Origin of the sequence: Streptomyces sp. NPDC029041 (assembly GCF_040637515.1) — a bacterium.
Lineage (GTDB): Bacteria > Actinomycetota > Actinomycetes > Streptomycetales > Streptomycetaceae > Streptomyces.
In genome coordinates this window covers 457,997-481,730 of the sequence record NZ_JBEZWO010000001.1, presented here as the reverse complement: position 1 = coordinate 481,730, position 23,734 = coordinate 457,997, and the positions used below count along the sequence as shown (strand labels likewise).

Sequence of the window (23,734 nt, the reverse complement as noted above, 5' to 3'; positions counted from 1 at the left end):
ACCCAACCCCGGGGCCGCGCGTTGACGAGCGGTACCCCCGGCCGCGCGTCGGTGGGCGGTCCGACGCCCGGACCGCCCACCGACGACCGGCCGGCACGGGCCCCCGCTCACCGGCGGTGCCGCACCGCCCGCCGCAGATGCTCCCCGGTGAACGAGCCCGCAGCCTCCAGCAGTTGCCGCGGTGTCCCCTCGAAGACCACCTCGCCGCCGTCCCGGCCACCGCCCGGGCCGAGGTCGATCACCCAGTCCGCCCGGGCGACCACGTCCAGGTTGTGCTCGACCACGACGACCGTGTTGCCCGCGTCGACGAGCCGGTCCAGCAGGGCGACGAGCCCCTCCACGTCCGCCATGTGCAGGCCGGTCGTCGGTTCGTCGAGGACGTAGACCACCCCGGTGCGGTGCAGTCGCGTGGCCAGCTTGATCCGCTGCCTCTCGCCCCCGGAGAGGGTGGACAGGGGCTGTCCCAGCGTCAGATAGGTCAGCCCGACGTCCCGCAGGGCACGCAGCCGGCGTCGTACGCCCGGGTCGTCGAAGAAGCCCAGCGCCTGCTCGGCCGTCATCTCCAGGACGTCCGCGACGGAACGTCCCCGCACGGTCAGCCGCAGCACCTCCTCCTTGAAGCGCCGCCCCTCGCAGGCGTGGCAGGTCGTCGTCACCGGGTCCATGAAGGCCAGGTCGGTGTAGATGAGGCCTCGTCCCTCGCAGCTGCCGCAGGCCCCGCCGGAGTTGAAGCTGAACAGGCCCGCCTCGGCCCCCGTCTCGCGAGCGAAGATCCTGCGGACGGTGTCCATGATCCCCAGGTACGTCGCCGGGGTGGACCGGCCCGAGATGCCGATCGACGACTGGTCGACGACCACGGCCTCGTCGTGCGCCGCGGTGAACTCCGCGGCCAGGGTGCTCTTCCCGGACCCGGCGACCCCCGTGACCGCGGTGAGCACACCGGCCGGGAACCGTACGTTCACGTCCCGCAGGTTGTGCCGGTCGGCGCCCTTGACCCACAACTGCCCGGCGGGCTCCCGGACTTCATCCTTGACCGCTGTACGGCGGCGCAGGCACCGCCCGGTGAGCGTGCCGGACGCCGCCAACTCCTTCGGCGTCCCCTCGAACACCACCGTGCCGCCCCCGGCACCGGCGCCCGGTCCCATGTCGACGACGTGATCGGCCAGAGCGATGACGTCCGGGTCGTGTTCGACGACCAGCACGGTGTTGCCCTTGTCACGCAGCCGCAGCAGCAGCTCGCCGAGACGGCCCACGTCCCGCGGGTGCAGGCCGACGCTCGGCTCGTCGAAGATGTATGTCATGCCGGTGAGGCTGGAGCCGAGGTGCCGCACCGTCTTCAGCCGCTGCCCCTCACCGCCGCTGAGCGTGGCGGTCTCCCGGTCGAGGCTGAGGTAGCCGAGGCCGATCGCCTCGATGCGCTCCAGCGCGGCCACGGCGGCGGAGGCGACCGGCCCCGCCACCGGGTCGTCGATCTCCTTCAGTACGGTGATCAGATCCGTGACCTGCATGCGGGTGCAGTCGGCGATCGACCGGCCGTTGACGCGGGTCGCGAGCGCCGCGGCGTTCAGACGCGCTCCACGGCAGACCGGGCAGGCGCCCTCCACCAAGTACGCGCTGACCAGGTCCCGGGTCTTCTGGCTCATGGCCGACAGGTCCCGCTTCAGGTACAGCCGCTCGAAGCGGACGGCCAGCCCCTCGTACTCGGTGGTCCAGGTGCCGCCGCTGCCGTTGACCGTGACCTTGCTGCCGGGCCGCCCGCGCATCAGGAACTCGCGTTCGGCGGCGGTGAACCGCCCCACCGGCTTGTGCGGGTCGAGGTCGGTGGTGTTGATGTACGCCTGCCCCTGCCAGGTACCGGCGGCGAACGGCGGGAAACGGACCGCCCCGTCCGCGAGGGAGCGGCCCGGATCGAGGATCCGGTCCCAGTCGGGCCGCACCGTCCGGCCGAGGCCGTCGCACTCGGGGCACATGCCCGACGGGTCGTTGAACGAGTACGCCGTCGCCGGCCCGGCGCTCGGCGTGCCGTGCCGGGAGAAGAGCACCCGGATCACCGAGTAGACGTCCGTCATGGTGCCGACGGTCGACCGGGAGTGGCCGCCGATCTGCCGCTGGTCGACGACGATCGCGGGGGTGAGGTGCTCCAGGCCGTCCGCGTGCGGCCGCTCGAACTTGGGCAGCCGGTTGCGGACGAACCAGGGGTAGGTCTCGTTCAGCTGGCGCTGCGACTCCACCGCGATCGTGTCGAAGACGACGGACGACTTCCCCGACCCCGAAACGCCGGTGAACACGGTCAGCCGGCCTTTCGGGATGCGGAGGGTGACGTCCTTGAGGTTGTTCTCGCGTGCTCCGGTCAGGGTGATGGCATCGTGCGCGAAGTCGGTCATGCCTCCGACGCTAGGAGGAAATCCCGACAGCCTCTGGCGTGATTTCCTTCAGTTCTCCTTCTTCCAGCAGCAGCCAGCGCGTGATGCCGACCGACTCCAGGAACGGCAGGTCGTGGCTGGCCACGACCAGTGCTCCCTCGTACGACTCCAGGGCCGTGGTGAGCTGCCGGACGCTCGCCATGTCCAGGTTGTTGGTCGGCTCGTCCAGCATGAGCAGCTGCGGCGCGGGCTCGGCCAGCATCAGCGCGGCCAGCGCGGCCCGGAAGCGCTCACCGCCGGACAGGGTCGCCGCCTGCTGGTCGGCGCGGGCGCCCCGGAACAGGAAGCGCGCCAGCCGCGCCCGGACCCGGTTGTTGGTGGCGCCCGGAGCGAACCGGGCCACGTTCTCGGCGACGGACAGCTCCCCGTCGAGGACGTCGAGCCGCTGCGGCAGGAACCGCAGCGGGACGTGCGTGCGCACCTCGCCCGACTCCGGGGCGAGCTCCCCGGTGATCGTGCGCAGCAGCGTCGTCTTGCCCGCGCCGTTGCGTCCGATCAACGCGACCCGCTCGGGCCCGCGCAACTCGAAACCGCCCTGCACGCGGGCGCCGTACCGGAGTCCGAGATCCTGCAGGGTGAGCACGGTCCGTCCCGGCGGCACGGCCGTGTACGGCAGGTCGACGCGGATCTCGTCGTCGTCCCGAACCGCCTCCACCGCCTCGTCGAGCCGCTCCCGGGCCTCGGCGAGCTTCTCCTCGTGCATGATGCGGTGCTTGCCCGCGGACTCCTGCGCCGCGCGCTTGCGCGCCCCCATGACGATCTTCGGCTCGCGCTTCTGATCCCACATCTTCTGCCCGTACCGCTTGCGGCGGGCCAGTTTCACCTGGGCGTCGGCCAGTTCCCGCTTCTGTTTGCGGAAGTCCGACTCGGCGACGCGCACCATGCGCTCCGCCGCCTCCTGCTCGGTCTCCAGTGCCTCCTCGTAGGCCGAGTAGTTGCCGCCGTACCAGGTGATCTCGCCGGAACGCAGATCGGCGATCTGGTCGACGAGGTCCAGCAGTTCGCGGTCGTGGCTGACGACGACCATCACGCCCGGCCAGGACCGGACAGCCGCGTACAGCCGCCTGCGGGCGTACAGGTCGAGGTTGTTGGTCGGCTCGTCCAGCAGCAGCACGTCGGGCCGGCGCAACAGCAGTGCGGCCAGGCGCAGCAGGACGGACTCGCCGCCGGACACCTCGCCGACGGTGCGGTCCAGCTCGACGTGGCCCAGGCCGAGTTCGCCGAGCGCGGCCAGGGCGCGCTCCTCGACGTCCCAGTCGTCGCCGACGGTCTCGAAATGCGCCTCGGAGACGTCGCCCGACTCGATGGCGTGCAGGGCGGCGCGCTGTGCGGCGATACCGAGAGCCTCGTCGACGCGCAGGGCGGTGTCGAGCGTGACGTTCTGCGGGAGGCAGCCGACCTCGCCGGCCACGCGGACGGTGCCGTCGGCCGGTGCGAGATCACCGGCGATCAGCTTCAACAGGGTTGACTTTCCGGATCCGTTGACGCCGACCAGGCCGGTCCGGCCGGGGCCGAACGCGACGTCCAGGCCCTCGAAGACGGGACTGCCGTCGGGCCAGGCGAACGCAAGGGACGTAACGGTGATGGAAGCGGACATGGAGCCTCATTCGCGGTTGCTCGAAGCGGTCAGGGGCAAACGCGTGTCGAGACACCTGCGACCAGGGGAGGAGGCTCCATGGGTACGTCACGGACATGAGAAATGCCCTGCACCGGAGGACGGCTCGAACGCCGAGGTCGCACGCAGCGCACACCACACAGGGGTGTGACGCGGTGTCTCAGGACCTCAGACGAGCAACGTCCTTCTCCAATCGGCGGCAACAGGACTTGTAGACCGTACGAAGGCGCTGTGCGCCTGTCAACGCATTTACGCGCAACCCGTTTCCTTCCGCTTCGGAGGCCTCCCGTGCCGCACGGCCCGCTCTCGCTGCCGGCCCGGCTCTGCCTGCTGGCCTGGGACGCCGCACGCCCCGCGGCCGGCCGCACCGTGCCGTGGCCCGGCCTGGTGCGGGCCGGTGCCCTCGTCGAGCTGGCCCAGCGCGGGCTGCTGACCGACGTGGACGGTATCGCCACGCCGGTGGACCTGGACGCGCGCGCGGGTGACCCGGTCCTCGACGGGCTGCTGGAGCTCGTCCGCGAGTCGTGCCCGCACTCCTGGCGGACCTGGGTGACGCTGCGGGCGCGGGTGACCTCGGACGCCGTACGGGAGCAGCTGGTGGCCGAGGGCTGCCTGCGGGCCGAGAAGCGCCGGGTGCTCGGGGTGTTCCCGTCCGTGGAGTACACGCTGGAACGTGCGACCGTCGTGGCGGCGCTGCGGGAGGAGACCCGGCAGGTCCTCCGGGGACCGCTGCCCGCCGGGATCTCCGCTCGCGACGCGGCGGTCGCCCTCCTCGCCGCCGTCGCGGACCTCTTCGCGGAGAGCACCCCCGGACACCGCACCCGGGATCTGACCGAACGGGCCGGAGCGGCGACGCCCGGACTGGGGCGCATCGTCCGCGAGGTGGCCGCGGCGGTCACCGCGGGGAGGTCACCGGATCCGGCAGCGGCCCGAGGATGATTCCCCGTGCCCGGTGGCGTGACGGCCGGCCGGGACGGAACAGGCGGCGCCTGCCGGCACGAGACCGTCAGCTCAGCATGCGTCCCGCATCAGCTCGGCGAGACCGTGGTCCAGATCCAGCTGGAGGTGCTCCAGACCGACCGGCACGAGCTCGCTCGTGGCCTCGAGGAACCGGCGGATCTCGCTGGAGCGGACATGGACCACGGCGGTGCCCTCGGGGGCGTGGAACTCCAGCACCGTGCGGTCGTAGCCGTAGGGGCGCACGCGCACGTCGCCGTGCCCCTCGGCGCTCTTCTGGCCCGCGGTCAGCAGCTCGCGCGAGAAGGTCCAGCAGACCTCGACGCCCTCCAGCGTGGCCGGAGCGGGGAAGGTCATGCGGACCGCGAAAGGGTCACGCCGGTCGTAGTGCAGCGTCGCGGGAATGCTCGGCATACGCGGCGCGGCTGCGACGAGGCGGGCCTCCACGGGCTGCTCTATGACGATGGACAACGCCTTGCTCCCTTGTGACGGCTGGACGGACACTTCCGGGCGGATGAGGCCGGGCACAGGAAGAGACGACGGAATCAGCCAATCCGTGCACACGAAAGGCGAGTGACCTCTGTCACCGCGTTCATGCACAGGAGTGACCTGACTCTCCTTGTGTGCTTCCCCGGGCACTTGTGGCGTCCACCGCGCCGTCGGCAGCACCCGCGAGGCCATCTGGACGCCACCCGGGCGGCGGGCTAGCTTCCCCGCCATGAGGCGCATGGGGAGCACGCGACGGACGGGACGAACACGACGGACGGGACGAACGCGGGGCAGGGTGACCGCCATAGCGGTCTGCGGGGCGGCACTGGCGGCCGTGACCGCCGTACCGGCGCACGCGCACGCGCCCGCGCACCGTTCGCCGCACTGGGAACTCAAGGACACCGGCACCCCGCAGGCACGCTTCCGGGGCCTCGCCGCCGTCAGCCGGAACACCGCCTGGGTCGCCGGCACCGGCGGCACCGTGCTGCGCACCACTGACGGCGGTGAGAACTGGCGGAACGTGTCACCGCCCGGCGCGGGGGAGTTGCAGTTCCGGGACGTCGAGGCGTTCGACGCCCGCCGGGCCGTGGTGCTGGCCATCGGGGAGGGCGAGGCGTCCCGGGTCTATCGCACCGACGACGGCGGAGCGACCTGGACGGAGTCCTTCCGCAACTCCGACCCGAAGGCGTTCTACGACTGCCTCGCCTTCTTCGACCGCCGCCACGGGCTCGCGATGAGCGACCCGGTGGACGGGAAGTTCCGCATCCTGTCGACCGGGGACGGCGGCCGTACGTGGAAGGTGCTGCCGGGCCGGGGGATGCCGGCCGCGCAGGAGGGCGAGGCCGGGTTCGCGGCGAGCGGCCAGTGCCTGGTGACGTCCGGGACACGGGACGTCTGGCTGGCCACCGGCGGGGCGGCACGCGCACGGGTCCTGCACTCCTTCGACCGCGGACGTACCTGGACGGCCACCGACTCGCCCCTCCCCGCGGGTGACCCCGCCCGGGGCGTCTTCGCGCTCGCTTTCCGCGACCGCACCCACGGTCTCGCCGTAGGCGGCGACTTCCGCCCCGACCAGGCCTCACCGCAGGCCGCCGCCCGCACCGCCGACAGCGGCCGCACCTGGCGCCCGGCCGCCACACCCCCGCCCGCCTACCGCTCGGGCGTCGCCTGGCTCCCGCACAGCCGCACCGCCGCCCTCGCCGTCGGCCCCAGCGGCACCGACCTCACCACGGACGCCGGCCGGACCTGGCGGACGGTCGACGCGGGCTCCTACGACACCGTCGACTGCACCCCGGACCACGGGTGCTGGGCCGCAGGTGAGAAGGGCCGGGTTGCCCGCCTGGAGCACTGAGCATGCGGGGTGCCCTGATCGTTGGCAGGCTGGGTACTCGTTCACTGATCAGGAAAGGAAGTGAGCGGCAATGCCACGCGGTTCGAGCTCCAAGCGGGAGCGCCAGTACGAGCACATCAAGGAAAGCGCGAAGGACCGGGGCGAGAGCACCGGCCGCGCGAAGGAGATCGCCGCGCGGACGGTGAACAAGGAACGCGCCCGCTCCGGCGAGTCCAAGACCGCCAGCCGTACCTCCACCAAGGACATGTCCTCCGGCAAGCGGGGCGGTCAGCGGTCGGGGCAGGGCTCCCAGGGACCCACGTACGACCAGCTGTACCAGGAGGCCAAGCGCAAGGGCGTCGAGGGCCGTTCCAGCATGAACAAGAGCCAGCTGCAGCGCGCCCTGGGCAAGTGAGGCGGACGCCTCAGAGGGTCTCGCGGTAGGCCTCCAGCGCGGGTGCCGTCTTCGTCGCCGCGAATTCGGTGACGCGGTACGCGCACACGCCCGCGGTCACGAACGGGTCCTCCGCGGCGATCGCCTCGATCCGCGCGCGATCCCCCGCGACGGCGATGATCACCCCGCCGTCGCGGGGGTTCTTGCGCCCGGACGCGAGGAACACCCCCTGCCGGTACTGCTCGTCGAGCCAGTCCACGTGCTCCTCGAGCACGGCGTCGACGGCTTCCAGCGGGGCGGTGTACGTCAGTTCCAGCACGAACATGATCGGGAGCCTACCTCCAGGCCCCTGTCCGGCTGCCGGGGAGCCCGTAGGCTCAGGTCACCATGAGGACCGTACGCATCCCCGAAGACTGGCCCGCCACCGAGGAACAGGCCCGCGCCGTCCAGGACCGACTGCGCGCACGCGTGATCCTCGACGCGGCCGGGCCGCCGCCCGGAGCGGGCCGGGTGACGGGCGTCGACGTGGCGTACGACGACGAACGGGACGTGGTCGCCGCTGCGGCGGTCGTCCTGGACGCGTCGAGTCTCGAGGTCGTCGCCGAGGCCACGGCCGTGGGCCGGGTCTCCTTCCCCTACGTGCCCGGGCTGCTCGCCTTCCGCGAGATCCCCACGGTCCTTGCCGCCCTCGACGCCCTGCCCTGCCCGCCCGGCCTGGTCGTCTGCGACGGCTACGGCCTCGCCCACCCCCGCCGCTTCGGCCTCGCCAGCCACCTCGGCGTCCTGACCGGCCTGCCCACGATCGGCGTCGCCAAGAACCCGTTCACCTTCACCCACGACGACCCGGACACTCCGCGCGGCAGCACCGCCCCGCTTCTGGCCGGCTCCGAGGAGGTCGGCCGGGCCCTGCGCACCCGGGCCGGGGTCAAGCCGGTCTTCGTCTCCGTCGGCCACCGGATGACGCTGGACGACGCCTGCGCCCACACCCTCGCGCTGACCCCCGCCTACCGCCTCCCGGAAACCACCCGCAGGGCGGACGCGCTGTGCCGCGAGGCGCTCCGGGAGACCTACTCGGCCTGACCGTCCACCCGCCAGCGGCCCACCTCGCGGTACTCCGAGTCGTACACCGCCGACTCGTCGCCGGGGACGAGTTCGTAGTGGCGCAGATTGCCGGCCCAGTACCTGAGGATCCGGCCCAGCTCGCCCGCCGGGTCCTTAGCCAACGCCGCGTCGTCCAGGGAAACTTCCAGAAGGAATCTCATGCCTTCAAGGGTTTCATTGAACTCCTTGTTGGGACTTTTCGAGCGATCACCGCAGGCGGGAGGCGTGGAAGTCCCAAGCGAGGGAGAGGCGCGGGCCGGGCGGGGCGAGCGAAGCTGAGTACCGGCCCTGAGTACCCGTACGGATGTCCGGGGGCGGCCGCGCCGACAGGCTGGGGCGCATGACGACGCACCGCGCCCCCAAGCCTGTCGCCGCTCCGACCCAGACCGTCGAGCGGGCCGTCACCATAGGGCTGATCCTCGCCGTCCTGGCCGGACTCGGCTGGATCGCCGGGATGATCTACACCCTCGCCGAGTGGCCGCTGTAGGCCCCCGGCGATCCCTCAGCGGGCCGCCGCGACGCGGAAGCGGATGCCCGCCGCGCGCAGCCGGCCGATCAGCGCGTCGCCCATCGCCACCGCCGTGGTGACCTGACCCGCCGTCTTCGGAAGGTCGTCGAAGGCCAGGCACAGCGCCGACTCGGCGAACATCTTCGCCGTCTCGTCGTAACCCGGATCGCCGCCCGAGACCTCCGTGTACACCCGCGAGCCACCGCCCTCGCCCACGAAGCGCACGGAGAACCAGCTCTTCGCCCGCTTCTCGGGGCTCGGCCCGTCCCCGGGCTTGAGCCGGTCCGACAACCAGCGCCGCGCGGGCGCCACCTGCGCCGCCGCGACCAGCGCGCCGACCGCCGCGACCCCGCCCACGGCGACGGGCAGACGCCGGACGGCCGCGTACTGCCGGTAGCGGAAGTCGGGGCCGTACCGTTCGAGGGCCGCCGCCGAACGCCGCACGATCTGCGGGTCGATGGTCGGCATCGGCAGCGCCCACGCGCCGACCTCCCTGGCGAATCGCGGAGCGCCCACCGGTGCCGACGTCCGCCGGCCCACCAGCCGGGGCTCGTGCCGCCGCCGGTCCCGCGCGGCCGCCGCCATCTCGCGCTGTCGTGCGAACTGGCCCAGCGCGGAGGCGAAGGTGCCGCCGGAGAAGGCCGCGTCCGCGGTGACGAAGCCCTCCACGGTCAGCGGTACGTCCTCGGGCAGCTGCTGCACGGTGAAGTACACGCCCAGGTCGTGCGGTATCGAGTCGAACCCGGCGGCGTGCACCAGCCGCGCCCCGGTCTCCCGCGCGCGGGCGTCGTGCCGGACGTACATCAGGTCCACGAACTCGGGCTCGCCGGACAGGTCCAGGTAGTCGGTCCCGGCGTCCGCGCAGGCGGCGACGAGTTCCTCCCCGTACGTCACGTACGGGCCGACGGTCGTGGCCACCACGCGCGCCTGCCCGGCGAGGTCGCGCAGCGAGGCCGGGTCGCAGACGTCCGCCCGCAGCACGCCGATCTCCGCGTCGGCGGGCAGCCGCTCCCGCAGCCGCTCCAGCTTCTGCGCGCTGCGGCCCGCGATCGCCCAGCGCAGCTCCTTCGGCGCGTGGGCGGCCAGGTACTCCGCGGTGAGCGCACCGGCGAAACTGGTCGCTCCGAAGAGCACGATGTCGTACGGACGGTCCGTCCTGCTTTGCCTGCTCATGACACCCCTCGGTCGTGCAGCCCGTGCCGCTGTCGGTGGCCGAGGCTAGCGTGAGGTGTGCGGAGCCCGACGACGAGCCCGGAGGACCACGATGGCCGTGCCCAGGAATGCCCTGAAGAAGTGGGAGAAAGTGCGCGCGTTCGCACTGGGGCTGCCGGACGCCGTCGAGGAGTTCCCCTGGGGCGAGTCCGTCGCGAAGGTCAACAAGAAGGTGTTCGTCTTCCTCGGGGTCGTGGACGGCAGTTACCCCCTGGGGGTGACAGTGAAGCTCACCGACGAGACGGCGCACGCCCACGCACTGGCCTGTCCCGGCGCCGAGCCCGCCGGGTACGGCCTGGGCAAGGCGGGCTGGGTGTCCATCCCCCTGGAGCAGCAGGGCGCCCCGGCCGCGGACGTGCTCTGCGACTGGGTGGAGGAGAGCTACCGCGTCATCGCCCCGAAGCGGCTGATAGCCGCCCTGGACGGGACCTGACCTCGTCCGGCAGATTGCTAAGCGCTTGCTCGTTCAGGCCTTGTGCCGAGTGGAACACGTTCTTAGCATCACTGGTGTTACATCAGATGTGTCACAGCACTGGGGGCTGGATGACCACGGCAAGGACGCCAGGACACGGCCCGCTCACCGGCGTGCGCGTCGTCGAGCTGGCCGGCATCGGGCCCGGCCCGTTCGCCGCCATGCTCCTGGCCGACCTCGGAGCCGACGTCGTGCGCGTGGACCGCCCGGGCGGCCCCGGACTCGGGATCGACCCGGCGTACGACGTCACCAACCGCAACAAGCGCTCGGTGGTCGTCGACCTGAAATCACCCGAGGGGCGGGAACGGGTGCTCGACCTCGCGGCCCGTGCCGACGTCCTGGTCGAGGGCTACCGCCCCGGCGTCGCCGAACGCCTCGGTGTCGGCCCCGAGCCCTGCCACGCCCGCAATCCACGCCTGGTCTACGGCCGCATGACCGGCTGGGGCCAGCACGGCCCGCTCGCCCGGCGCGCCGGGCACGACATCGCGTACATCGCCCCCACGGGCACCCTCGGCATAATCGGCAGGCCGCAGGAGGCGCCGCCCGCCCCGGCCAACCTGCTCGGCGACTACGCGGGCGGCTCCCTCTACCTCGTCGTCGGCGTCCTCGCCGCCCTCCACCACGCCCGCGCGACCGGCACCGGCCAGGTCGTCGACGCCGCCATCGTCGACGGGACGGCCCACCTCGCCACGATGATCCACGGCATGCTCGCCGCCGGCGGCTGGCAGGACCGCCGCGGCGGCAACCTCCTGGACGGGGGCTGCCCCTACTACGGCACCTACGAGACGGCCGACGGCCGGTACATGGCCGTCGGCGCCCTGGAACCGCAGTTCTACGCCGAGTTCCTCTCCCTCCTGGGCGTCGACGACCGGGCCGAGGCCCGCACGGACGTCACCCGATGGGGCGAACTGCGCGACGAGATCGCCGCCCGTTTCAAAGCGCGGACGAGGGACGAGTGGACGACCGTCTTCGACGGTTCCGACGCCTGCGTGGCGCCCGTGCTGTCACTGCGCGAGGCCCCGCACCACCCGCATCTGGCCGCCCGCGGCACCTTCACCGACCACGGCGGCATCACCCAGCCCGCCCCGGCCCCCCGCTTCTCCGCGACCCCGACCTCCGTCCGCACGGGCCCGGCCCGGCCGGGCGCCGACACCGCGGACGTCGCCCGGGACTGGGACGTCCCCGGGCTGCTCCCGTCGTCCCGCACCCCTCAGTGAAAGGCCTCCTCGTGAGCACCGAAGCCTATGTGTACGACGCGATCCGCACCCCGCGCGGCCGCGGCAAGGCCAACGGAGCCCTGCACGGCACCAAGCCCATCGACCTGGTCGTCGGACTCATCCACGAGATCCGCGCCCGGTTCCCGGACCTGGACCCGGCCGCCGTCGACGACATCGTCCTCGGCGTCGTCGGCCCGGTCGGCGACCAGGGCTCCGACATCGCCCGGATCGCCGCCATCGCCGCGGGCCTTCCCGACACCGTGGCCGGCGTGCAGGAGAACCGCTTCTGTGCCTCGGGCCTGGAGGCCGTCAACCTGGCCGCCGCCAAGGTGCGTTCCGGCTGGGAGGACCTCGTGCTCGCGGGCGGTGTCGAGTCCATGTCCCGGGTGCCGATGGCCTCCGACGGCGGCGCCTGGTTCAACGACCCGATGACCAACCTCCAGGTCAACTTCGTGCCGCAGGGCATCGGCGCCGATCTCATCGCCACCATCGAGGGCTTCTCCCGGCGCGACGTCGACGAGTACGCGGCCCTCTCGCAGGAGCGGGCCGCCACCGCCATGAAGGACGGCCGCTTCGACAGGTCCGTCGTCCCGGTCAAGGACCGCAGCGGTCTCGTCGTCCTCGACCACGACGAATTCCCGCGCCCCGGCACGACGGCCGACTCCCTGGCCAAGCTGAAGCCGTCCTTCGCGGACATCGGCGAACTCGGCGGCTTCGACGCGGTGGCGCTCCAGCAGTACCACTGGGTGGAGAAGATCGACCACGTCCACCACGCGGGCAACTCCTCCGGCATCGTCGACGGCGCCTCGCTCGTGGCGATCGGCTCCAAGGAGGTCGGCGAGCGCTACGGCCTCACGCCCCGCGCCCGGATCGTCTCCGCCGCGGTCTCCGGGTCCGAGCCGACCATCATGCTCACCGGCCCCGCCCCGGTCACCCGCAAGGCCCTCGCCAAGGCGGGCCTCACCATCGACGACATCGACCTCGTCGAGATCAACGAGGCGTTCGCGGCGGTCGTGCTGCGCTTCGTCAAGGACATGGGCCTGTCCCTGGACAAGGTCAACGTCAACGGCGGCGCGATCGCGCTCGGCCACCCCCTCGGCGCCACCGGCGCGATGATCCTCGGCACCCTCGTCGACGAACTCGAGCGCCAGGACAAGCGCTACGGCCTCGCCACGCTGTGCGTCGGCGGCGGCATGGGCGTAGCGACCATCGTCGAGCGCATCTGACCCCCTCCCGACGGATCACACGGAGCACCTCCACATGAGCACTGAATCCACCACCATCCGCTGGGAACAGGACCGCACCGGCCTCGTCACCCTCGTCATCGACGACCCGAACCAGTCCGCGAACACCATGAACCAGGCGTTCCGCGACTCCCTCGCCGCCGTCACCGACCGGCTGGAGGCCGAGAAGGACACCATCCGGGGCGTCATCATCACCTCCGCCAAGAAGACCTTCTTCGCCGGCGGCGACCTGCGCGACCTGATCCGCGTCACCCCCGAGACGGCCCAGGAGCTGTTCGACGGCGGCATGGCGATCAAGCGGAACCTGCGCCGCATCGAGACCCTGGGCAAGCCGGTCGTCGCCGCGCTCAACGGCGCCGCTCTCGGCGGCGGTTACGAGATCGCCCTCGCCTGCCACCACCGCGTCGCCCTCGACGCGCCCGGGTCCAAGATCGGCTGCCCCGAGGTCACCCTCGGTCTGCTGCCCGGCGGTGGCGGCGTCGTCCGCACCGTCCGCCTGCTCGGCATCGCGGACGCGCTGCTGAAGGTGCTGCTCCAGGGCACGCAGTACAACCCCCGCCGCGCCCTGGAGAACGGCCTCGTCGACGAGGTGGCCGACAGCCCGGAGGACATGCTCGCCAAGGCCCGCGCCTTCATCGACGCCAACCCCGAGTCCCAGCAGCCCTGGGACAAGCCGGGCTACCGGATCCCGGGCGGCACACCGGCCAGCCCCAAGTTCGCCGCGAACCTGCCCGCCTTCCCGGCGAACCTGCGCAAGCAGACGGGCGGCGCCCCCTACCCGGCCCCGCGCAACATCCTGGCCGCCGCCGTCGAGGGCTCCCAGGTCGACTTCGAGACCGCCCAGGTCATCGAGGCCCGCTACTTCGTGGACCTCGCGGCCGGCCAGACCTCGAAGAACATGATCCAGGCGTTCTTCTTCGACCTCCAGGCCGTCAACTCCGGCGCGAACCGCCCCCAGGGCGTGGAGCCCCGCAAGGTCCGCAAGGCCGCCGTGCTCGGCGCCGGGATGATGGGCGCAGGCATCGCCTACTCCTGCGCCCGCGCCGGCATCGACGTCGTCCTGAAGGACGTCTCCCTGGAGGCCGCCCTCAAGGGCAAGGCCTACTCCGAGAAGCTGTGCGCCAAGGCCGTCGCCAAGGGCCGTACGACCCAGGAGAAGGCCGACGCGCTGCTCGCGCGCATCACCCCGACCGCCGAGGTCCAGGACCTGGCCGGCTGCGACGCCGTGATCGAGGCGGTCTTCGAGGACACCTCCCTCAAGCACAAGGTGTTCCAGGAGATCCAGAACGTCGTCGCCCCCGACGCGCTGCTGTGCTCCAACACCTCCACCCTGCCCATCACCGCCCTCGCCGAAGGCGTCGAGCGCCAGGCCGACTTCATCGGTCTGCACTTCTTCTCGCCCGTCGACAAGATGCCGCTCGTCGAGATCATCAAGGGCGAGCGCACCGGCGAGGAGGCCCTGGCCCGGGCCTTCGACCTGGTCCGGCAGATCAACAAGACGCCGATCGTCGTCAACGACTCGCGCGGCTTCTTCACCTCCCGCGTCATCGGCCACTTCATCAACGAGGGTGTCGCCATGGTCGGCGAGGGCATCGAGCCCGCCTCCGTCGAACAGGCCGCCGCGCAGGCCGGTTACCCCGCCAAGGTGCTGTCCCTCATGGACGAACTGACGCTGACCCTGCCGCGCAAGATCCGCGCCGAGTCGCAGCGGGCGGTCGAGGAGGCGGGCGGCACCTGGACGGCCCACCCCGCCGAGGCCGTCATCGACCGCATGGTCGACGAGTTCGGCCGCACCGGCCGCAGCGGCGGCGCCGGCTTCTACGACTACGGCGACGACGGCAAGCGCACCGGCCTGTGGCCCGGGCTGCGCGAGCACTTCACCAAGCCGGGGTATCGGATCCCGTTCCGGGACATGCAGGAACGCATGCTGTTCTCCGAGGCGCTGGACACCGTCCGGCTGCTGGAGGAAGGCGTGCTGACCTCCGTCGCCGACGCCAACATCGGCTCCGTCTTCGGCATCGGCTTCCCGGGCTGGACCGGTGGCGTGCTCCAGTACATCAACGGCTACGAGGGCGGCCTGCCCGGCTTCGTGGCCCGTGCGCGGGAACTCGCCGGGCAGTACGGCGAGCGCTTCACCCCGCCCGCGCTGCTGGTGGACAAGGCGGAGAAGGGGGAGCGGTTCGGCGACTCAGCCCGCGTCTGACCCGCCGGACTCCGACGGCCCGGTGAGCCACTCGCCCAGCTCTTCCTTCAGCGACCGCTGAAAAGCGGTGAGGAGCGCCTGCACCACCAGCGGGTGCATGTGCGCCGACAGGGACCGCACGTCCCGCGCGTCACGCTCCGCCACCTCTCCGCGGAAGAGCAGGGACAGCTCCCGGGCCGCGGCGCGGGCGTGCTCGATGAGTACGGTGCGCGCCGCGAAGATCGCCTGCTGGGACAGCGGTACGTCCAGCAGCCCCGCGCCCAGCCGGAGCAGACCGAGGTCGGCCTCGTACTCGCCGTCCGCGGGCCGGACCACCCCCATGGCGACCAGCCGCTCGACGTCCTCGTCGCCCAGCGGCCGGCCGGCCCGCCGCTCCAGCTCCGCCCGCGTGACCGTCTCCACGCTCTCCGGCGCCCAGGACGCCACCACGGCCCGGTGGATGGCGAGGTCGTGTGCGCCGAGGTCCGGCGGCAGTTGCCGCAGGTAGCGCTCGATGCCGGCCAGTGTCATGCCCTGCTGCTGCAACTCCTCGATCAGCGCCAGCCGGGCCAGGTGCCCGCGTCCGTAGTGACCCACCCGCCGCGGCCCGAGCACCGGCGGGGGCAGCAGCCCCTTCGTGCCGTAGAAGCGGACCGTGCGCACCGTGACTCCGGCCCGGGCCGCCAGCTCGTCGATCGTGAGGGTCGGCTCCTCGGTGTCGGTCGTCATGTGCAGCAGTATCGCTGTCTCACCAGTGCTGTGAAACCTCCGGTGTCCCAGGTGAAGGTGGTGTGAGGAGTCGCGCTCTGTGACGTATGCCATCGCGTGAGCCGCGAAGGGTGGGGGAAGGTGGCCCCTTGGTCTGTGCCTTTACCGAGGGCACGGACCTTATGTACGTCAGGAAGCCGAGCGCGACCCGCTCGGGAGCACCAGAGAGTGGATCCACCGTGAGCAAGGACGCCGTGAACACGGCAGCAGCCGCATCCCGCGGTGACGCGGCCCAGGTGCCCGCGGACGCGGGCGACGCCGGCTACAGCAAGGACCTCAAGCCCCGCCACGTCAACATGATCGCCATCGGCGGCGCGATCGGCACCGGCCTCTTCCTGGGGGCGGGCGGCCGCCTGCACAACGCGGGCCCGGCCCTGGCGATCGCCTACCTGGTCTGCGGCATCTTCGCCTTCTTCGTGGTCAAGGCCCTCGGGGAGCTCGTGCTCTACCGTCCCTCCTCGGGCTCCTTCGTGTCGTACGCGCGCGAGTTCCTCGGAGAGAAGGGCGCGTACGTCGCCGGCTGGATGTACTTCCTGAACTGGTCGACCACCGGCATCGCCGACATCACCGCGATCGCGCTCTACACGCACTACTGGAGCCTGTTCACCGACATTCCGCAGTGGGTGCTCGCGCTGGTCGCCCTCGCGGTGGTCCTGGTGGTGAACCTGATCTCGGTGAAGATCTTCGGCGAGATGGAGTTCTGGTTCTCGATCATCAAGGTCGCGACGCTCGTCGGCTTCATGTTCATCGGCATCTTCCTGATCGCCACGCAGCAGAACGTCGGCGGCGGTACGCCGGGCCTGAGCGTCATCACCGACAACGGCGGCGTCTTCCCGCACGGCATGATGCCGGTCGTTCTGGTCATGCAGGGCGTGATCTTCGCGTACGCCGCGCTGGAGCTGGTCGGTGTCGCCGCGGGCGAGACCGCGGAGCCGGAGAAGGTCGTCCCGCGCGCGGTGAACTCGATCATGTGGCGCGTGGGCCTCTTCTACGTCGGCTCGGTCGTCCTGCTCGCGCTGCTCCTGCCCGGCTCGGTCTACTCGGCCGACCAGAGTCCCTTCGTCACGGTGCTGTCGAAGATCGGCGTCCCGGCCGCCGGCGACGTGATGAACCTGGTGGTCCTCACGGCCGCCATGTCCTCCCTCAACTCCGGCCTGTACTCCACGGGCCGCATTCTGCGCTCCATGGCGATGGCCGGCTCCGCGCCCAGGTTCACCGCCCGCATGAACCGCAGCCAGGTGCCCTACGGCGGCATCCTGCTCACCTGCGCGGTGTGTGTCCTCGGCGTCGGCCTGAACTTCCTCGTGCCGGCCCAGGCCTTCGAGATCGTGCTGAACGTGGCCTCCCTCGGCATCATCAGCACCTGGGTGATCATCATGATCTGTCACCTGGTCTTCGTCCGCCGCGCCAAGGCGGGCCTGGTCAGCCGTCCCTCGTTCCGTCTCAAGGGCACCCCGGTCACGGAGATCGCCACGATCGTCTTCCTGCTGGCCTGCCTCGGCATGATGTGGAACGACCCCGAGGTCGGCCGCAAGACCCTCCTGCTCGTCCCGGTGATCGCGGCGATGCTGGTCGCCGGCTGGTTCGGCGTCCGCCGCCGGGTCTCTCAGACCGCGGACCAGGAGCTGTCGCAACTGACGAAGTAGCGGGCGGGGCCCCGGCAGCCGTCGGCTCAGCCCTGGCTGTCGAAGGCCCCCGCCAGGCAGTCGGTGAGGCGGTGGGCGAGGGTGCCGTCGGGGTCCAGCCGGGGGTTGAAGATCGTGACGGTGAGGCCGACGGCGCCGCCGCCGGACAGGGCCGTGCGCAGGACGGTCTCCAGTTCCTGCCAGGTCAGGCCGTCCGGCTGCCGGTAGTCGACGGCGGGCATGAGCGCGTCGTCCAGCACGTCGACGTCGAGATGGACCCAGTACCCGGCGTCCGCGCCGCCGCCGCTCAGCAGCACGACCGCGCGGCGGGCCGCCTCTGCCGCCCCCAGCGCACGCACGGTGTCCAGTTCCATCGCGTGCAGCGCGGGCGGCAGCGGCTGCATCCCGTACCCCGCGGATTCCGCCGCGTCCCGGAAACCCAGCGCGACGACGTCCTCGTCCCGCACGAGCGGACCCCGGCCCTCGAGGTCGGCCAGCACGCGCGGGCCGCGCCCGGTGGCGAGGGCGAGTTCCATGGAGGCCACCTCGCCGGCCGGCTCGGCCGAGGGCTGGTAGAAGTCGGTGTGACCGTCCAGGAAGAGCAGGCCGTGCCGGTCGAGGCGGCGCAGCGCGAGCAGGGTGCCGAGCAGCACGCTGCAGTCGCCGCCCAGCACGACGGGGAACCGGCTGCCGTGCAGGACCTCGCCCACCGCGTCGGCCAGCGAGACGGAGTACGCGGCGATGCCGCCGGGGTTGAGGAGACCCGTTCCCGGGTCCCGCTCCGAGTCGTACGGGGGCGGCTCGACCCGCCCCGCGTGCACCGCCCCGAGCGCCTCGGCCAGCCCCGCACCGAGGAGAGCCGCCGGCAGGTCCTCCACCCCGGTGGGGCGCAGCCCGAGCACGGACGGGGCCTCGATGATCGCCAGTTTCCGCAACGCCGGCTCCCTCGTCAGCGGCCGCGGCCCCACTCGTCACGGCGCATGAGCTCACCGTAGACGGCGGGGCCCGGCCCGGCAGGCCGGGTGCCTCCCCACGGAGTGGAGGCACCCACGCCCCGGTGCGGCCGAGCCGCCCCTCCCCGGCCGGTCGGTCCTGACTCCTGTGCACTGGACGAGGTCCCGCCGCGGGCCGCTCCCGGCCGGACACCTGTGCACCATGACGAGGTTTCGCCACGGGCCGCCCCGGCCGGATCGCGGCGCACCGCCCTTGCGCGACGACGACGTCAGTGCGCGTGCACTCCGTTCGTCGCCGCGATCCGCTTCCACGACCTGGGCTGGGAAACGCCCTCCGCAGCCGCGGCCACCGCGGCGGCCCGGGCAGCCGGCGCCCCCGGCTTCGACGGCTGGAACAGCCACGTGTCGAACAGCGCGGCCAGCGGTTTGCCCGACACCTCCTCGGCGTACCGCTGGAAGTCCGCCACCGACGCGTTGCCGTGGGCGTACTCCGACGGCCAGCCCTTGAGGATCGCGAAGAACGCCTCGTCGCCGATCCGGTTGCGCAGCGCCTGGACGGCCAGTGCGCCACGGTCGTAGACCGCGATGTCGAACTGGTTCTCCGGGCCGGGATCCCCGGGCTTCACCGTCCAGAACGGGTCGTCGGCGGGATGCGAGGCGTACACGTAGTCGGCGAGTTCCTGCGCCGTGCCCTCGCCCTCGTGCTCGGACCACAGCCACTGCGCGTACCGCGCGAACCCCTCGTTGATCCAGATGTCCTTCCAGCGCTTGAGCGACACCTCGTCGCCGTACCACTGGTGGGCCAGTTCGTGGACGACGACCGACACGTTCGACCCGTTCGCGAACTGCCGCGGGCTGTAGAACGGCCGGGTCTGGGTCTCCAGCGCGTACCCGGTGTCCGTGTTCGGCACGTACCCGCCGAGCGCGTTGTAGGGGTACGGCCCGAAGTACCCGGCGAGCCAGTCCGCGATCTCCCCGGTCCGTTCGATGCTCGCCCGCGCGGCCCCGGCGTTCGCTCCGAGATCCTTGCTGTAGGCGTTGAGGACCGGGATGCCGCCCTCGGTCGTGCCGGTCGTGATGTCGAACCTGCCGACCGCCAGTGTGGCGAGGTAGGTGGCCTGCGGCTTGTCGGACCGCCAGTTCCAGCGGGTCCAGCCGAGCTTCGAACTCCTCGACTGGAGCGTGCCGTTGGAGATGGCCTGGGTGCCGTCCGGGACCAGCACGGACACGTCGTAGGTCGCCTTGTCCAGGGGATGGTCGTTGCTCGGGAACCACCACGCCGCGGCCTCGGGCTCGTTCGCCGCGACACCCCCGTCGGGGGTGCGGTGCCAACTGGTGAAGCCGTAGGCCTGCTTCGACGAGGGCACCCCGCTGTAGCGGACGACGACGGTGACCGGCGCCCCCTTGGCCAGGGGGCTCTTCGGGGTGATCTCCAGCTCGTGCTCGCCCGAGGTCCGGAACGAGGCCTTCGCACCGTTGACCCGCACCTCGCCGACGTCCAGCAGGAAGTCCAGGTTGAAGCTCGACAGGTCCTGGGTGGTGCGGGCCACGAGGGTGGCCGTGCCCTCCAGCTCGTCCGTGGCCGGCCGGTACTTCAGGCGGAGGTCGTAGTGGGAGACGTCGTATCCGCCGTTGCCGTAGGCCGGGTAGTAGGGGTCGCCGATACCCGGCGCGCCGGGGGAGCGGGGAGCGGCCGATGCCGGGATCGCCAGCAGGAGAACGGTCGCCGCCAGGGCTCCCGGCGCGATGATTCTGCGGTGCACGCAAGGCTCCAAGTCGTAGGTTCCCGAGGTCTTCCGGGGTCTGTCCGGAGCCTATTGACTCCCTGCGCCCTCAATCATGTCCATGACCTCCGCTGTCACACGATCGCCATTCGGCCGACATGAGACAGCCGCCCCGAACGTCCGCCCAGGACACGCCGGTCCGTCAGCTGCCCTCTTCTGAACGGGAGTTCACCGATGTACCGTCCGGCGCATGCCGAAACGCACGCGCTTCACGACCTGGAGACCGCTCGCGACGGCGGCCACGGCCGCCCTCTTGGCCACCCTGATCACCCCCGCGGCCGTACAGGCCGCACCGGCCGCCCCGCGCGGGAGCGAACCCGTCCACTCCTACGAGAACGCCATCCGCGAGGCCGTCTGGGTGGACACCGGTCTCGACGGCGACCGCGACGGAAAGGCCGACCGGGTCGCCGTCGACATCGTCCGCCCCCGCGAAACCGCCCGGCAGGGCCGCAAGGTCCCCGTCATCATGGACGCCAGCCCGTACTACTCCTGCTGCGGGCGCGGCAACGAGAGCCAGAAGAAGACCTACGACGCGCAGGGCCGCGTCGACCGCATGCCGCTCTACTACGACAACTACTTCGTCCCGCGCGGCTACGCCTTCGTCGGCGTCGACCTGGCCGGAACCAATCGCTCCGACGGCTGCGTCGACGTGGGCGGCCGCTCCGACATCCAGTCCGCGAAGGCCGTCGTCGACTGGCTGAACGGCCGCGCCAGGGCCTACACGAGCCGTACCGGCACCACCCGCGCCCAGGCCGGCTGGACCAACGGCCGCACCGGCATGATCGGCAAGAGCTGGGACGGCACCATCGCCAACGGGGTGGCCGCCACCGGTGTCAAGGGCCTGAAGACCATCGTCCCGATCAGTGCCATCTCCTCCTGGTACGACTACTACTTCCAGCAGGGCGCCCCGCTCTACGACTCCGGCCCCGAGTGGCTGTCGGACTACGTCGACAGCCCCGACGCCCGTGCCAAGTGCCAGGCCGTCCAGCAGAAACTCGTCGACGGCGCCCCGCGCACCGGCGACCGGACCCCGCTGTGGGCCGAGCGCGACTACGTGAAGGCCGCGCGGAAGGTCAAGGCCAGCGTCTTCCTGGTGCACGGCATGCAGGACCTCAACGTCCGTATGAAGCACGTCGGCCAGTGGTGGGACGCCCTCGCGAAGAACGGCGTCGAGCGCAAGATCTGGCTCTCCCAGACCGGTCACGTCGACCCCTTCGACTTCCGCCGCGGCGCCTGGGTCGACACCCTGCACCGCTGGTTCGACCACGAGCTCATGGGCTACGACAACGGCATCGACCGCGAGCCCATGGCCGACATCGAACGCGCACCCGACCGGTGGGAGACCTCCAGGACCTGGCCGCCGAGCGGCACCCGGGCCACCACCCTGCGCCCCGACCGCGGCTCCCAGGCCGGCGTCGGCACCCTCGGCCTGCGCCGCGGCCACGGCACCGAGAGCTTCACCGACGACCCGAAGCTGAGCGAGACCGACTGGGCCGCCCGGATCGACCGGCCCACACCGGAGAAGGCCGGTTTCGTCACCGGACCGCTCACCCGCGGACTGCGCCTGTCCGGCTCCTCCGAGGTCACCGTCACCGCGACGCCCTCCACTCCCACGGCCCACCTCTCCGCCGTCCTGGTGGACCTCGGCCCCGCCGGCATCCGCGACTACGCCGACCCGGGCGAAGGCATCACCACCCTCACCGGCCGCACCTGCTGGGGTGCGAGCAGCACCGCGGACAGCGCCTGCTTCAAGGAGACGAAGGCGAAGACCGCCGACGTCGACTACACGGTCGTCAGCCGCGGCTGGGCCGACCTCGGCAACCACGCCTCCGACCACAAGGGCTCCCCGCTCACCCCGGGCAAGCGGTACACGATCACCCTCGACCTCGCGGCGACCGACCACGTCGTGCCGAAGGGCCACCGCCTGGCGCTGATCGTCGCGGGCACGGACAGGGACCTCATCGACCCTCCCGCCGACCGGCCGAAGCTCACCCTCGACCTGTCCCGCACCTCGGCGCGCGTCCCGTTCGTCGGCGGAACCACGGCCTTCGCCCGCGCCACCGCCGGGACCCCGCTCGCCACCCCCGCAGCCACGCTCCTGGACGGCGTCCGGGAGCCGCGCACCACGCACCGCGTCCCGGAGGGAACCCGATGACCCGGGCCGGCGCCCTCGTCCTGACCACCGCGGCCCTCGCGGCCTGCCTGGTCACCGCCCCGGCCCAGGCGGCCACCGGTTCCCCGCCGCGCACCGGTTTCGAGCAGTCGGACGGCGCCCGCTGGACCACCCGGTCCGAGGAGCAGGACTTCCTCCGGGCCGTCGACCGGTCGGGCAGCCGCGTCTCCGTGACCCGCTTCGGCACGACGAAGCAGGACCGCCCACTCCAGCTGGTAAGGATCGGCAACCGCCCGAGCACGAACAAGGTCCTGCTCGTCTGCAGCCAGCACGGCGACGAGCCCTCCGGCCGCGAGGCCTGTCTGACCACCGTCCGCGACCTCGCGTACGCCGACGACAGCCGCACCCGCCGCTTCCTGGACCGCACCACGGTCCTGGTCGTGCCCACCGCCAACCCGGACGGCCGGGCGGCGAACACCCGCGGCAACGGCGACGGCGTCGACATCAACCGCGACCACCTCGCCCTGAAGACCGCGGAGGGACGTGCCCTCGCCGCCCTCATCCGCGACCAGCGCCCCGACATCGTCTACGACCTGCACGAGTACGGCGCCACACCCCGGTTCTACGACAAGGACCTCTTCGACCTGTGGCCGCGCAACCTCAACACCCACGAGGCGGTCCACGACGAGGCCAGGACTCTGTCCGAGACGTACGTACGGCCCGCCGCCCGGCGGGCCGGCCACTCGACGGGCACCTACGGCATCTGGACCGACCCCGGGACCGGTGAGCCGGTCAAACAGGTCGCCGGAGACGGACAGGAGCGCATTCTGCGCAACATGTCCGGTGTGAAGCACTCCGTCGGGCTGCTCATCGAAAGCCGCGTCGACCCGCTCACCGAGGCGGAGAAGGCGGACGAGGCGCTCAACAACCGGCGCCGGGTCACCTCGCAACTGAACGCGCTGGGCGCCCTGTTCGACTACACCGGTCAGCGCCGCGCGCGCATCGAGGCGACGACGGCTCTGGCCCGTCTCGCGGGCTACACCGACACCGGCCCCGTCTACGTGGGTGGCGCCGACAACGACCCGCCCGAACCGGCTGAAACCATCTCGAACCCACCCTGCGGCTACCGGCTCACCGCCGCCCAGTACGCCGAGGTGGGCGACGAACTCGCCCTGCACGGCGTGCGGGTGCGCAAGGACGGCGAGGGCGTGCTCGTCCCGCTGCGTCAGCCCCTGCGGGCACTCGTGCCGCTGCTGCTCGACGACCGGGCCGAGTACCACCTGACCGGAGGTTCATACGAAACCGCATGTTGAGAGGGGTGAAATTCCGCCACACGTGGTAGCAGCG

General features: G+C 71.8%; 21 protein-coding genes. 12 read left to right on the top strand and 9 right to left on the bottom strand.

Annotation, left to right across the window (positions count from 1 at the left end; genetic code table 11):
- Positions 1-107: 107 nt before the first annotated feature.
- Together AB0F04_RS02065 and AB0F04_RS02060 are read right to left on the bottom strand one after the other, a co-directional pair.
- The gene (locus tag AB0F04_RS02065) at positions 108-2,384 is read right to left on the bottom strand and encodes an excinuclease ABC subunit UvrA (protein WP_362036727.1); all 2,277 of its coding nucleotides are present in this window, start codon (positions 2,382-2,384) and stop codon (positions 108-110) included.
- 10 nt (positions 2,385-2,394) lie between these two features.
- Positions 2,395-4,020 (bottom strand): ABC-F family ATP-binding cassette domain-containing protein, encoded by a 1,626-nt coding sequence (locus tag AB0F04_RS02060; RefSeq protein ID WP_362036725.1) that lies wholly within the window; start codon positions 4,018-4,020, stop codon positions 2,395-2,397.
- A gap of 306 nt (positions 4,021-4,326) precedes the next feature.
- Between AB0F04_RS02060 and AB0F04_RS02055 the strand changes: the two genes are divergently transcribed.
- Positions 4,327-4,977, top strand: coding sequence for a GPP34 family phosphoprotein (locus AB0F04_RS02055; RefSeq protein ID WP_362036723.1), 651 nt, complete (start codon positions 4,327-4,329; stop codon positions 4,975-4,977).
- 72 nt (positions 4,978-5,049) lie between these two features.
- On the opposite strand, the gene AB0F04_RS02050 is transcribed toward AB0F04_RS02055, so the two are convergent.
- Positions 5,050-5,466 (bottom strand): SsgA family sporulation/cell division regulator, encoded by a 417-nt coding sequence (locus AB0F04_RS02050; RefSeq protein WP_362036720.1) that lies wholly within the window; start codon positions 5,464-5,466, stop codon positions 5,050-5,052.
- Positions 5,467-5,779: 313 nt separating this feature from the next.
- Here AB0F04_RS02050 and AB0F04_RS02045 point away from each other — a divergent pair, with 313 nt between their 5' ends.
- Positions 5,780-6,835, top strand: coding sequence for an oxidoreductase (locus tag AB0F04_RS02045; RefSeq protein ID WP_362036718.1), 1,056 nt, complete (start codon positions 5,780-5,782; stop codon positions 6,833-6,835).
- 70 nt (positions 6,836-6,905) lie between these two features.
- Entirely contained in the window at positions 6,906-7,229 is a 324-nt protein-coding gene (locus tag AB0F04_RS02040; protein ID WP_062930312.1) for a hypothetical protein, read from the top strand.
- Between the two features lie 10 nt (positions 7,230-7,239).
- On the opposite strand, the gene AB0F04_RS02035 is transcribed toward AB0F04_RS02040, so the two are convergent.
- Positions 7,240-7,533 carry a YciI family protein gene (locus AB0F04_RS02035; protein ID WP_362036716.1) on the bottom strand — a complete coding sequence of 98 codons (294 nt, stop codon included), beginning with the start codon at positions 7,531-7,533 and terminating at the stop codon, positions 7,240-7,242.
- Between the two features lie 62 nt (positions 7,534-7,595).
- Between AB0F04_RS02035 and AB0F04_RS02030 the strand changes: the two genes are divergently transcribed.
- Positions 7,596-8,288 carry an endonuclease V gene (locus AB0F04_RS02030; protein ID WP_362036714.1) on the top strand — a complete coding sequence of 231 codons (693 nt, stop codon included), beginning with the start codon at positions 7,596-7,598 and terminating at the stop codon, positions 8,286-8,288.
- Here the strand turns inward: AB0F04_RS02030 and AB0F04_RS02025 are convergent.
- Positions 8,276-8,470 carry a hypothetical protein gene (locus AB0F04_RS02025; protein WP_053674895.1) on the bottom strand — a complete coding sequence of 65 codons (195 nt, stop codon included), beginning with the start codon at positions 8,468-8,470 and terminating at the stop codon, positions 8,276-8,278. The two genes, AB0F04_RS02030 and AB0F04_RS02025, sit on opposite strands and share 13 nt — an antisense overlap.
- Before the next feature lie 179 nt (positions 8,471-8,649).
- On the opposite strand from AB0F04_RS02025, the gene AB0F04_RS02020 reads away from it, so the two are divergent.
- Entirely contained in the window at positions 8,650-8,796 is a 147-nt protein-coding gene (locus AB0F04_RS02020) for a hypothetical protein (RefSeq protein ID WP_170320889.1), read from the top strand.
- Positions 8,797-8,811: 15 nt separating this feature from the next.
- Here the strand turns inward: AB0F04_RS02020 and AB0F04_RS02015 are convergent, their stop codons facing one another.
- Complete coding sequence (locus AB0F04_RS02015) at positions 8,812-9,990, bottom strand: saccharopine dehydrogenase NADP-binding domain-containing protein (RefSeq protein ID WP_362036711.1); 1,179 nt, start codon at positions 9,988-9,990, stop codon at positions 8,812-8,814.
- A 91-nt stretch (positions 9,991-10,081) separates the two neighbouring features.
- Between AB0F04_RS02015 and AB0F04_RS02010 the strand changes: the two genes are divergently transcribed.
- The 4 genes from AB0F04_RS02010 (at position 10,082) to AB0F04_RS01995 (ending at position 15,165) form a co-directional block, all read left to right on the top strand.
- On the top strand, positions 10,082-10,462 hold the full coding sequence (locus AB0F04_RS02010) for an MmcQ/YjbR family DNA-binding protein (protein ID WP_362036709.1): 381 nt from the start codon (positions 10,082-10,084) through the stop codon (positions 10,460-10,462).
- Positions 10,463-10,572: 110 nt separating this feature from the next.
- Positions 10,573-11,718, top strand: a complete 1,146-nt coding sequence (locus AB0F04_RS02005) for a CaiB/BaiF CoA-transferase family protein (RefSeq protein ID WP_362036707.1) — start codon at positions 10,573-10,575, stop codon at positions 11,716-11,718.
- Positions 11,719-11,729: 11 nt separating this feature from the next.
- Entirely contained in the window at positions 11,730-12,944 is a 1,215-nt protein-coding gene (locus AB0F04_RS02000; RefSeq protein ID WP_362036705.1) for an acetyl-CoA C-acetyltransferase, read from the top strand.
- Between the two features lie 34 nt (positions 12,945-12,978).
- Positions 12,979-15,165: a 3-hydroxyacyl-CoA dehydrogenase NAD-binding domain-containing protein gene (locus AB0F04_RS01995; RefSeq protein WP_362036702.1), complete on the top strand. Its 2,187-nt coding sequence runs from the start codon at positions 12,979-12,981 to the stop codon at positions 15,163-15,165.
- Here AB0F04_RS01995 and AB0F04_RS01990 read toward each other — a convergent pair.
- The gene (locus AB0F04_RS01990) at positions 15,151-15,873 is read right to left on the bottom strand and encodes a MerR family transcriptional regulator (protein WP_362036700.1); all 723 of its coding nucleotides are present in this window, start codon (positions 15,871-15,873) and stop codon (positions 15,151-15,153) included. The genes AB0F04_RS01995 and AB0F04_RS01990 overlap by 15 nt on opposite strands.
- A gap of 218 nt (positions 15,874-16,091) precedes the next feature.
- On the opposite strand from AB0F04_RS01990, the gene AB0F04_RS01985 reads away from it, so the two are divergent.
- Complete coding sequence (locus AB0F04_RS01985; protein WP_362036699.1) at positions 16,092-17,558, top strand: amino acid permease; 1,467 nt, start codon at positions 16,092-16,094, stop codon at positions 17,556-17,558.
- Between the two features lie 26 nt (positions 17,559-17,584).
- Here AB0F04_RS01985 and AB0F04_RS01980 read toward each other — a convergent pair whose 3' ends face one another.
- Both AB0F04_RS01980 and AB0F04_RS01975 read right to left on the bottom strand, forming a co-directional pair.
- The gene (locus tag AB0F04_RS01980; RefSeq protein WP_362036697.1) at positions 17,585-18,472 is read right to left on the bottom strand and encodes an arginase family protein; all 888 of its coding nucleotides are present in this window, start codon (positions 18,470-18,472) and stop codon (positions 17,585-17,587) included.
- A gap of 287 nt (positions 18,473-18,759) precedes the next feature.
- Positions 18,760-20,253: a M1 family metallopeptidase gene (locus tag AB0F04_RS01975; RefSeq protein WP_362036695.1), complete on the bottom strand. Its 1,494-nt coding sequence runs from the start codon at positions 20,251-20,253 to the stop codon at positions 18,760-18,762.
- A gap of 211 nt (positions 20,254-20,464) precedes the next feature.
- On the opposite strand from AB0F04_RS01975, the gene AB0F04_RS01970 reads away from it, so the two are divergent.
- A complete protein-coding gene (locus AB0F04_RS01970; RefSeq protein ID WP_362036693.1) occupies positions 20,465-22,429 on the top strand; it encodes a Xaa-Pro dipeptidyl-peptidase in 1,965 nt (654 codons plus the stop codon).
- Positions 22,426-23,700, top strand: a complete 1,275-nt coding sequence (locus tag AB0F04_RS01965) for a M14 family metallocarboxypeptidase (RefSeq protein ID WP_362036691.1) — start codon at positions 22,426-22,428, stop codon at positions 23,698-23,700. Before AB0F04_RS01970 ends, AB0F04_RS01965 begins: the two co-directional genes overlap by 4 nt.
- Positions 23,701-23,734 lie beyond the last annotated feature (34 nt).

Coding starts and splice junctions, on each gene's coding strand:
- AB0F04_RS02065 (WP_362036727.1), bottom strand. CDS start 2,384: ATGACCGACTTCGCGCACGATGCCATCACCCTGACCGGAGCACGCGAG.
- AB0F04_RS02060 (WP_362036725.1), bottom strand. CDS start 4,020: ATGTCCGCTTCCATCACCGTTACGTCCCTTGCGTTCGCCTGGCCCGAC.
- AB0F04_RS02040 (WP_062930312.1), top strand. CDS start 6,906: ATGCCACGCGGTTCGAGCTCCAAGCGGGAGCGCCAGTACGAGCACATC.
- AB0F04_RS02035 (WP_362036716.1), bottom strand. CDS start 7,533: ATGTTCGTGCTGGAACTGACGTACACCGCCCCGCTGGAAGCCGTCGAC.
- AB0F04_RS02030 (WP_362036714.1), top strand. CDS start 7,596: ATGAGGACCGTACGCATCCCCGAAGACTGGCCCGCCACCGAGGAACAG.
- AB0F04_RS02025 (WP_053674895.1), bottom strand. CDS start 8,470: ATGAGATTCCTTCTGGAAGTTTCCCTGGACGACGCGGCGTTGGCTAAG.
- AB0F04_RS02020 (WP_170320889.1), top strand. CDS start 8,650: ATGACGACGCACCGCGCCCCCAAGCCTGTCGCCGCTCCGACCCAGACC.
- AB0F04_RS02015 (WP_362036711.1), bottom strand. CDS start 9,990: ATGAGCAGGCAAAGCAGGACGGACCGTCCGTACGACATCGTGCTCTTC.
- AB0F04_RS02010 (WP_362036709.1), top strand. CDS start 10,082: ATGGCCGTGCCCAGGAATGCCCTGAAGAAGTGGGAGAAAGTGCGCGCG.
- AB0F04_RS02005 (WP_362036707.1), top strand. CDS start 10,573: ATGACCACGGCAAGGACGCCAGGACACGGCCCGCTCACCGGCGTGCGC.
- AB0F04_RS01995 (WP_362036702.1), top strand. CDS start 12,979: ATGAGCACTGAATCCACCACCATCCGCTGGGAACAGGACCGCACCGGC.
- AB0F04_RS01990 (WP_362036700.1), bottom strand. CDS start 15,873: ATGACGACCGACACCGAGGAGCCGACCCTCACGATCGACGAGCTGGCG.
- AB0F04_RS01970 (WP_362036693.1), top strand. CDS start 20,465: ATGCCGAAACGCACGCGCTTCACGACCTGGAGACCGCTCGCGACGGCG.
- AB0F04_RS01965 (WP_362036691.1), top strand. CDS start 22,426: ATGACCCGGGCCGGCGCCCTCGTCCTGACCACCGCGGCCCTCGCGGCC.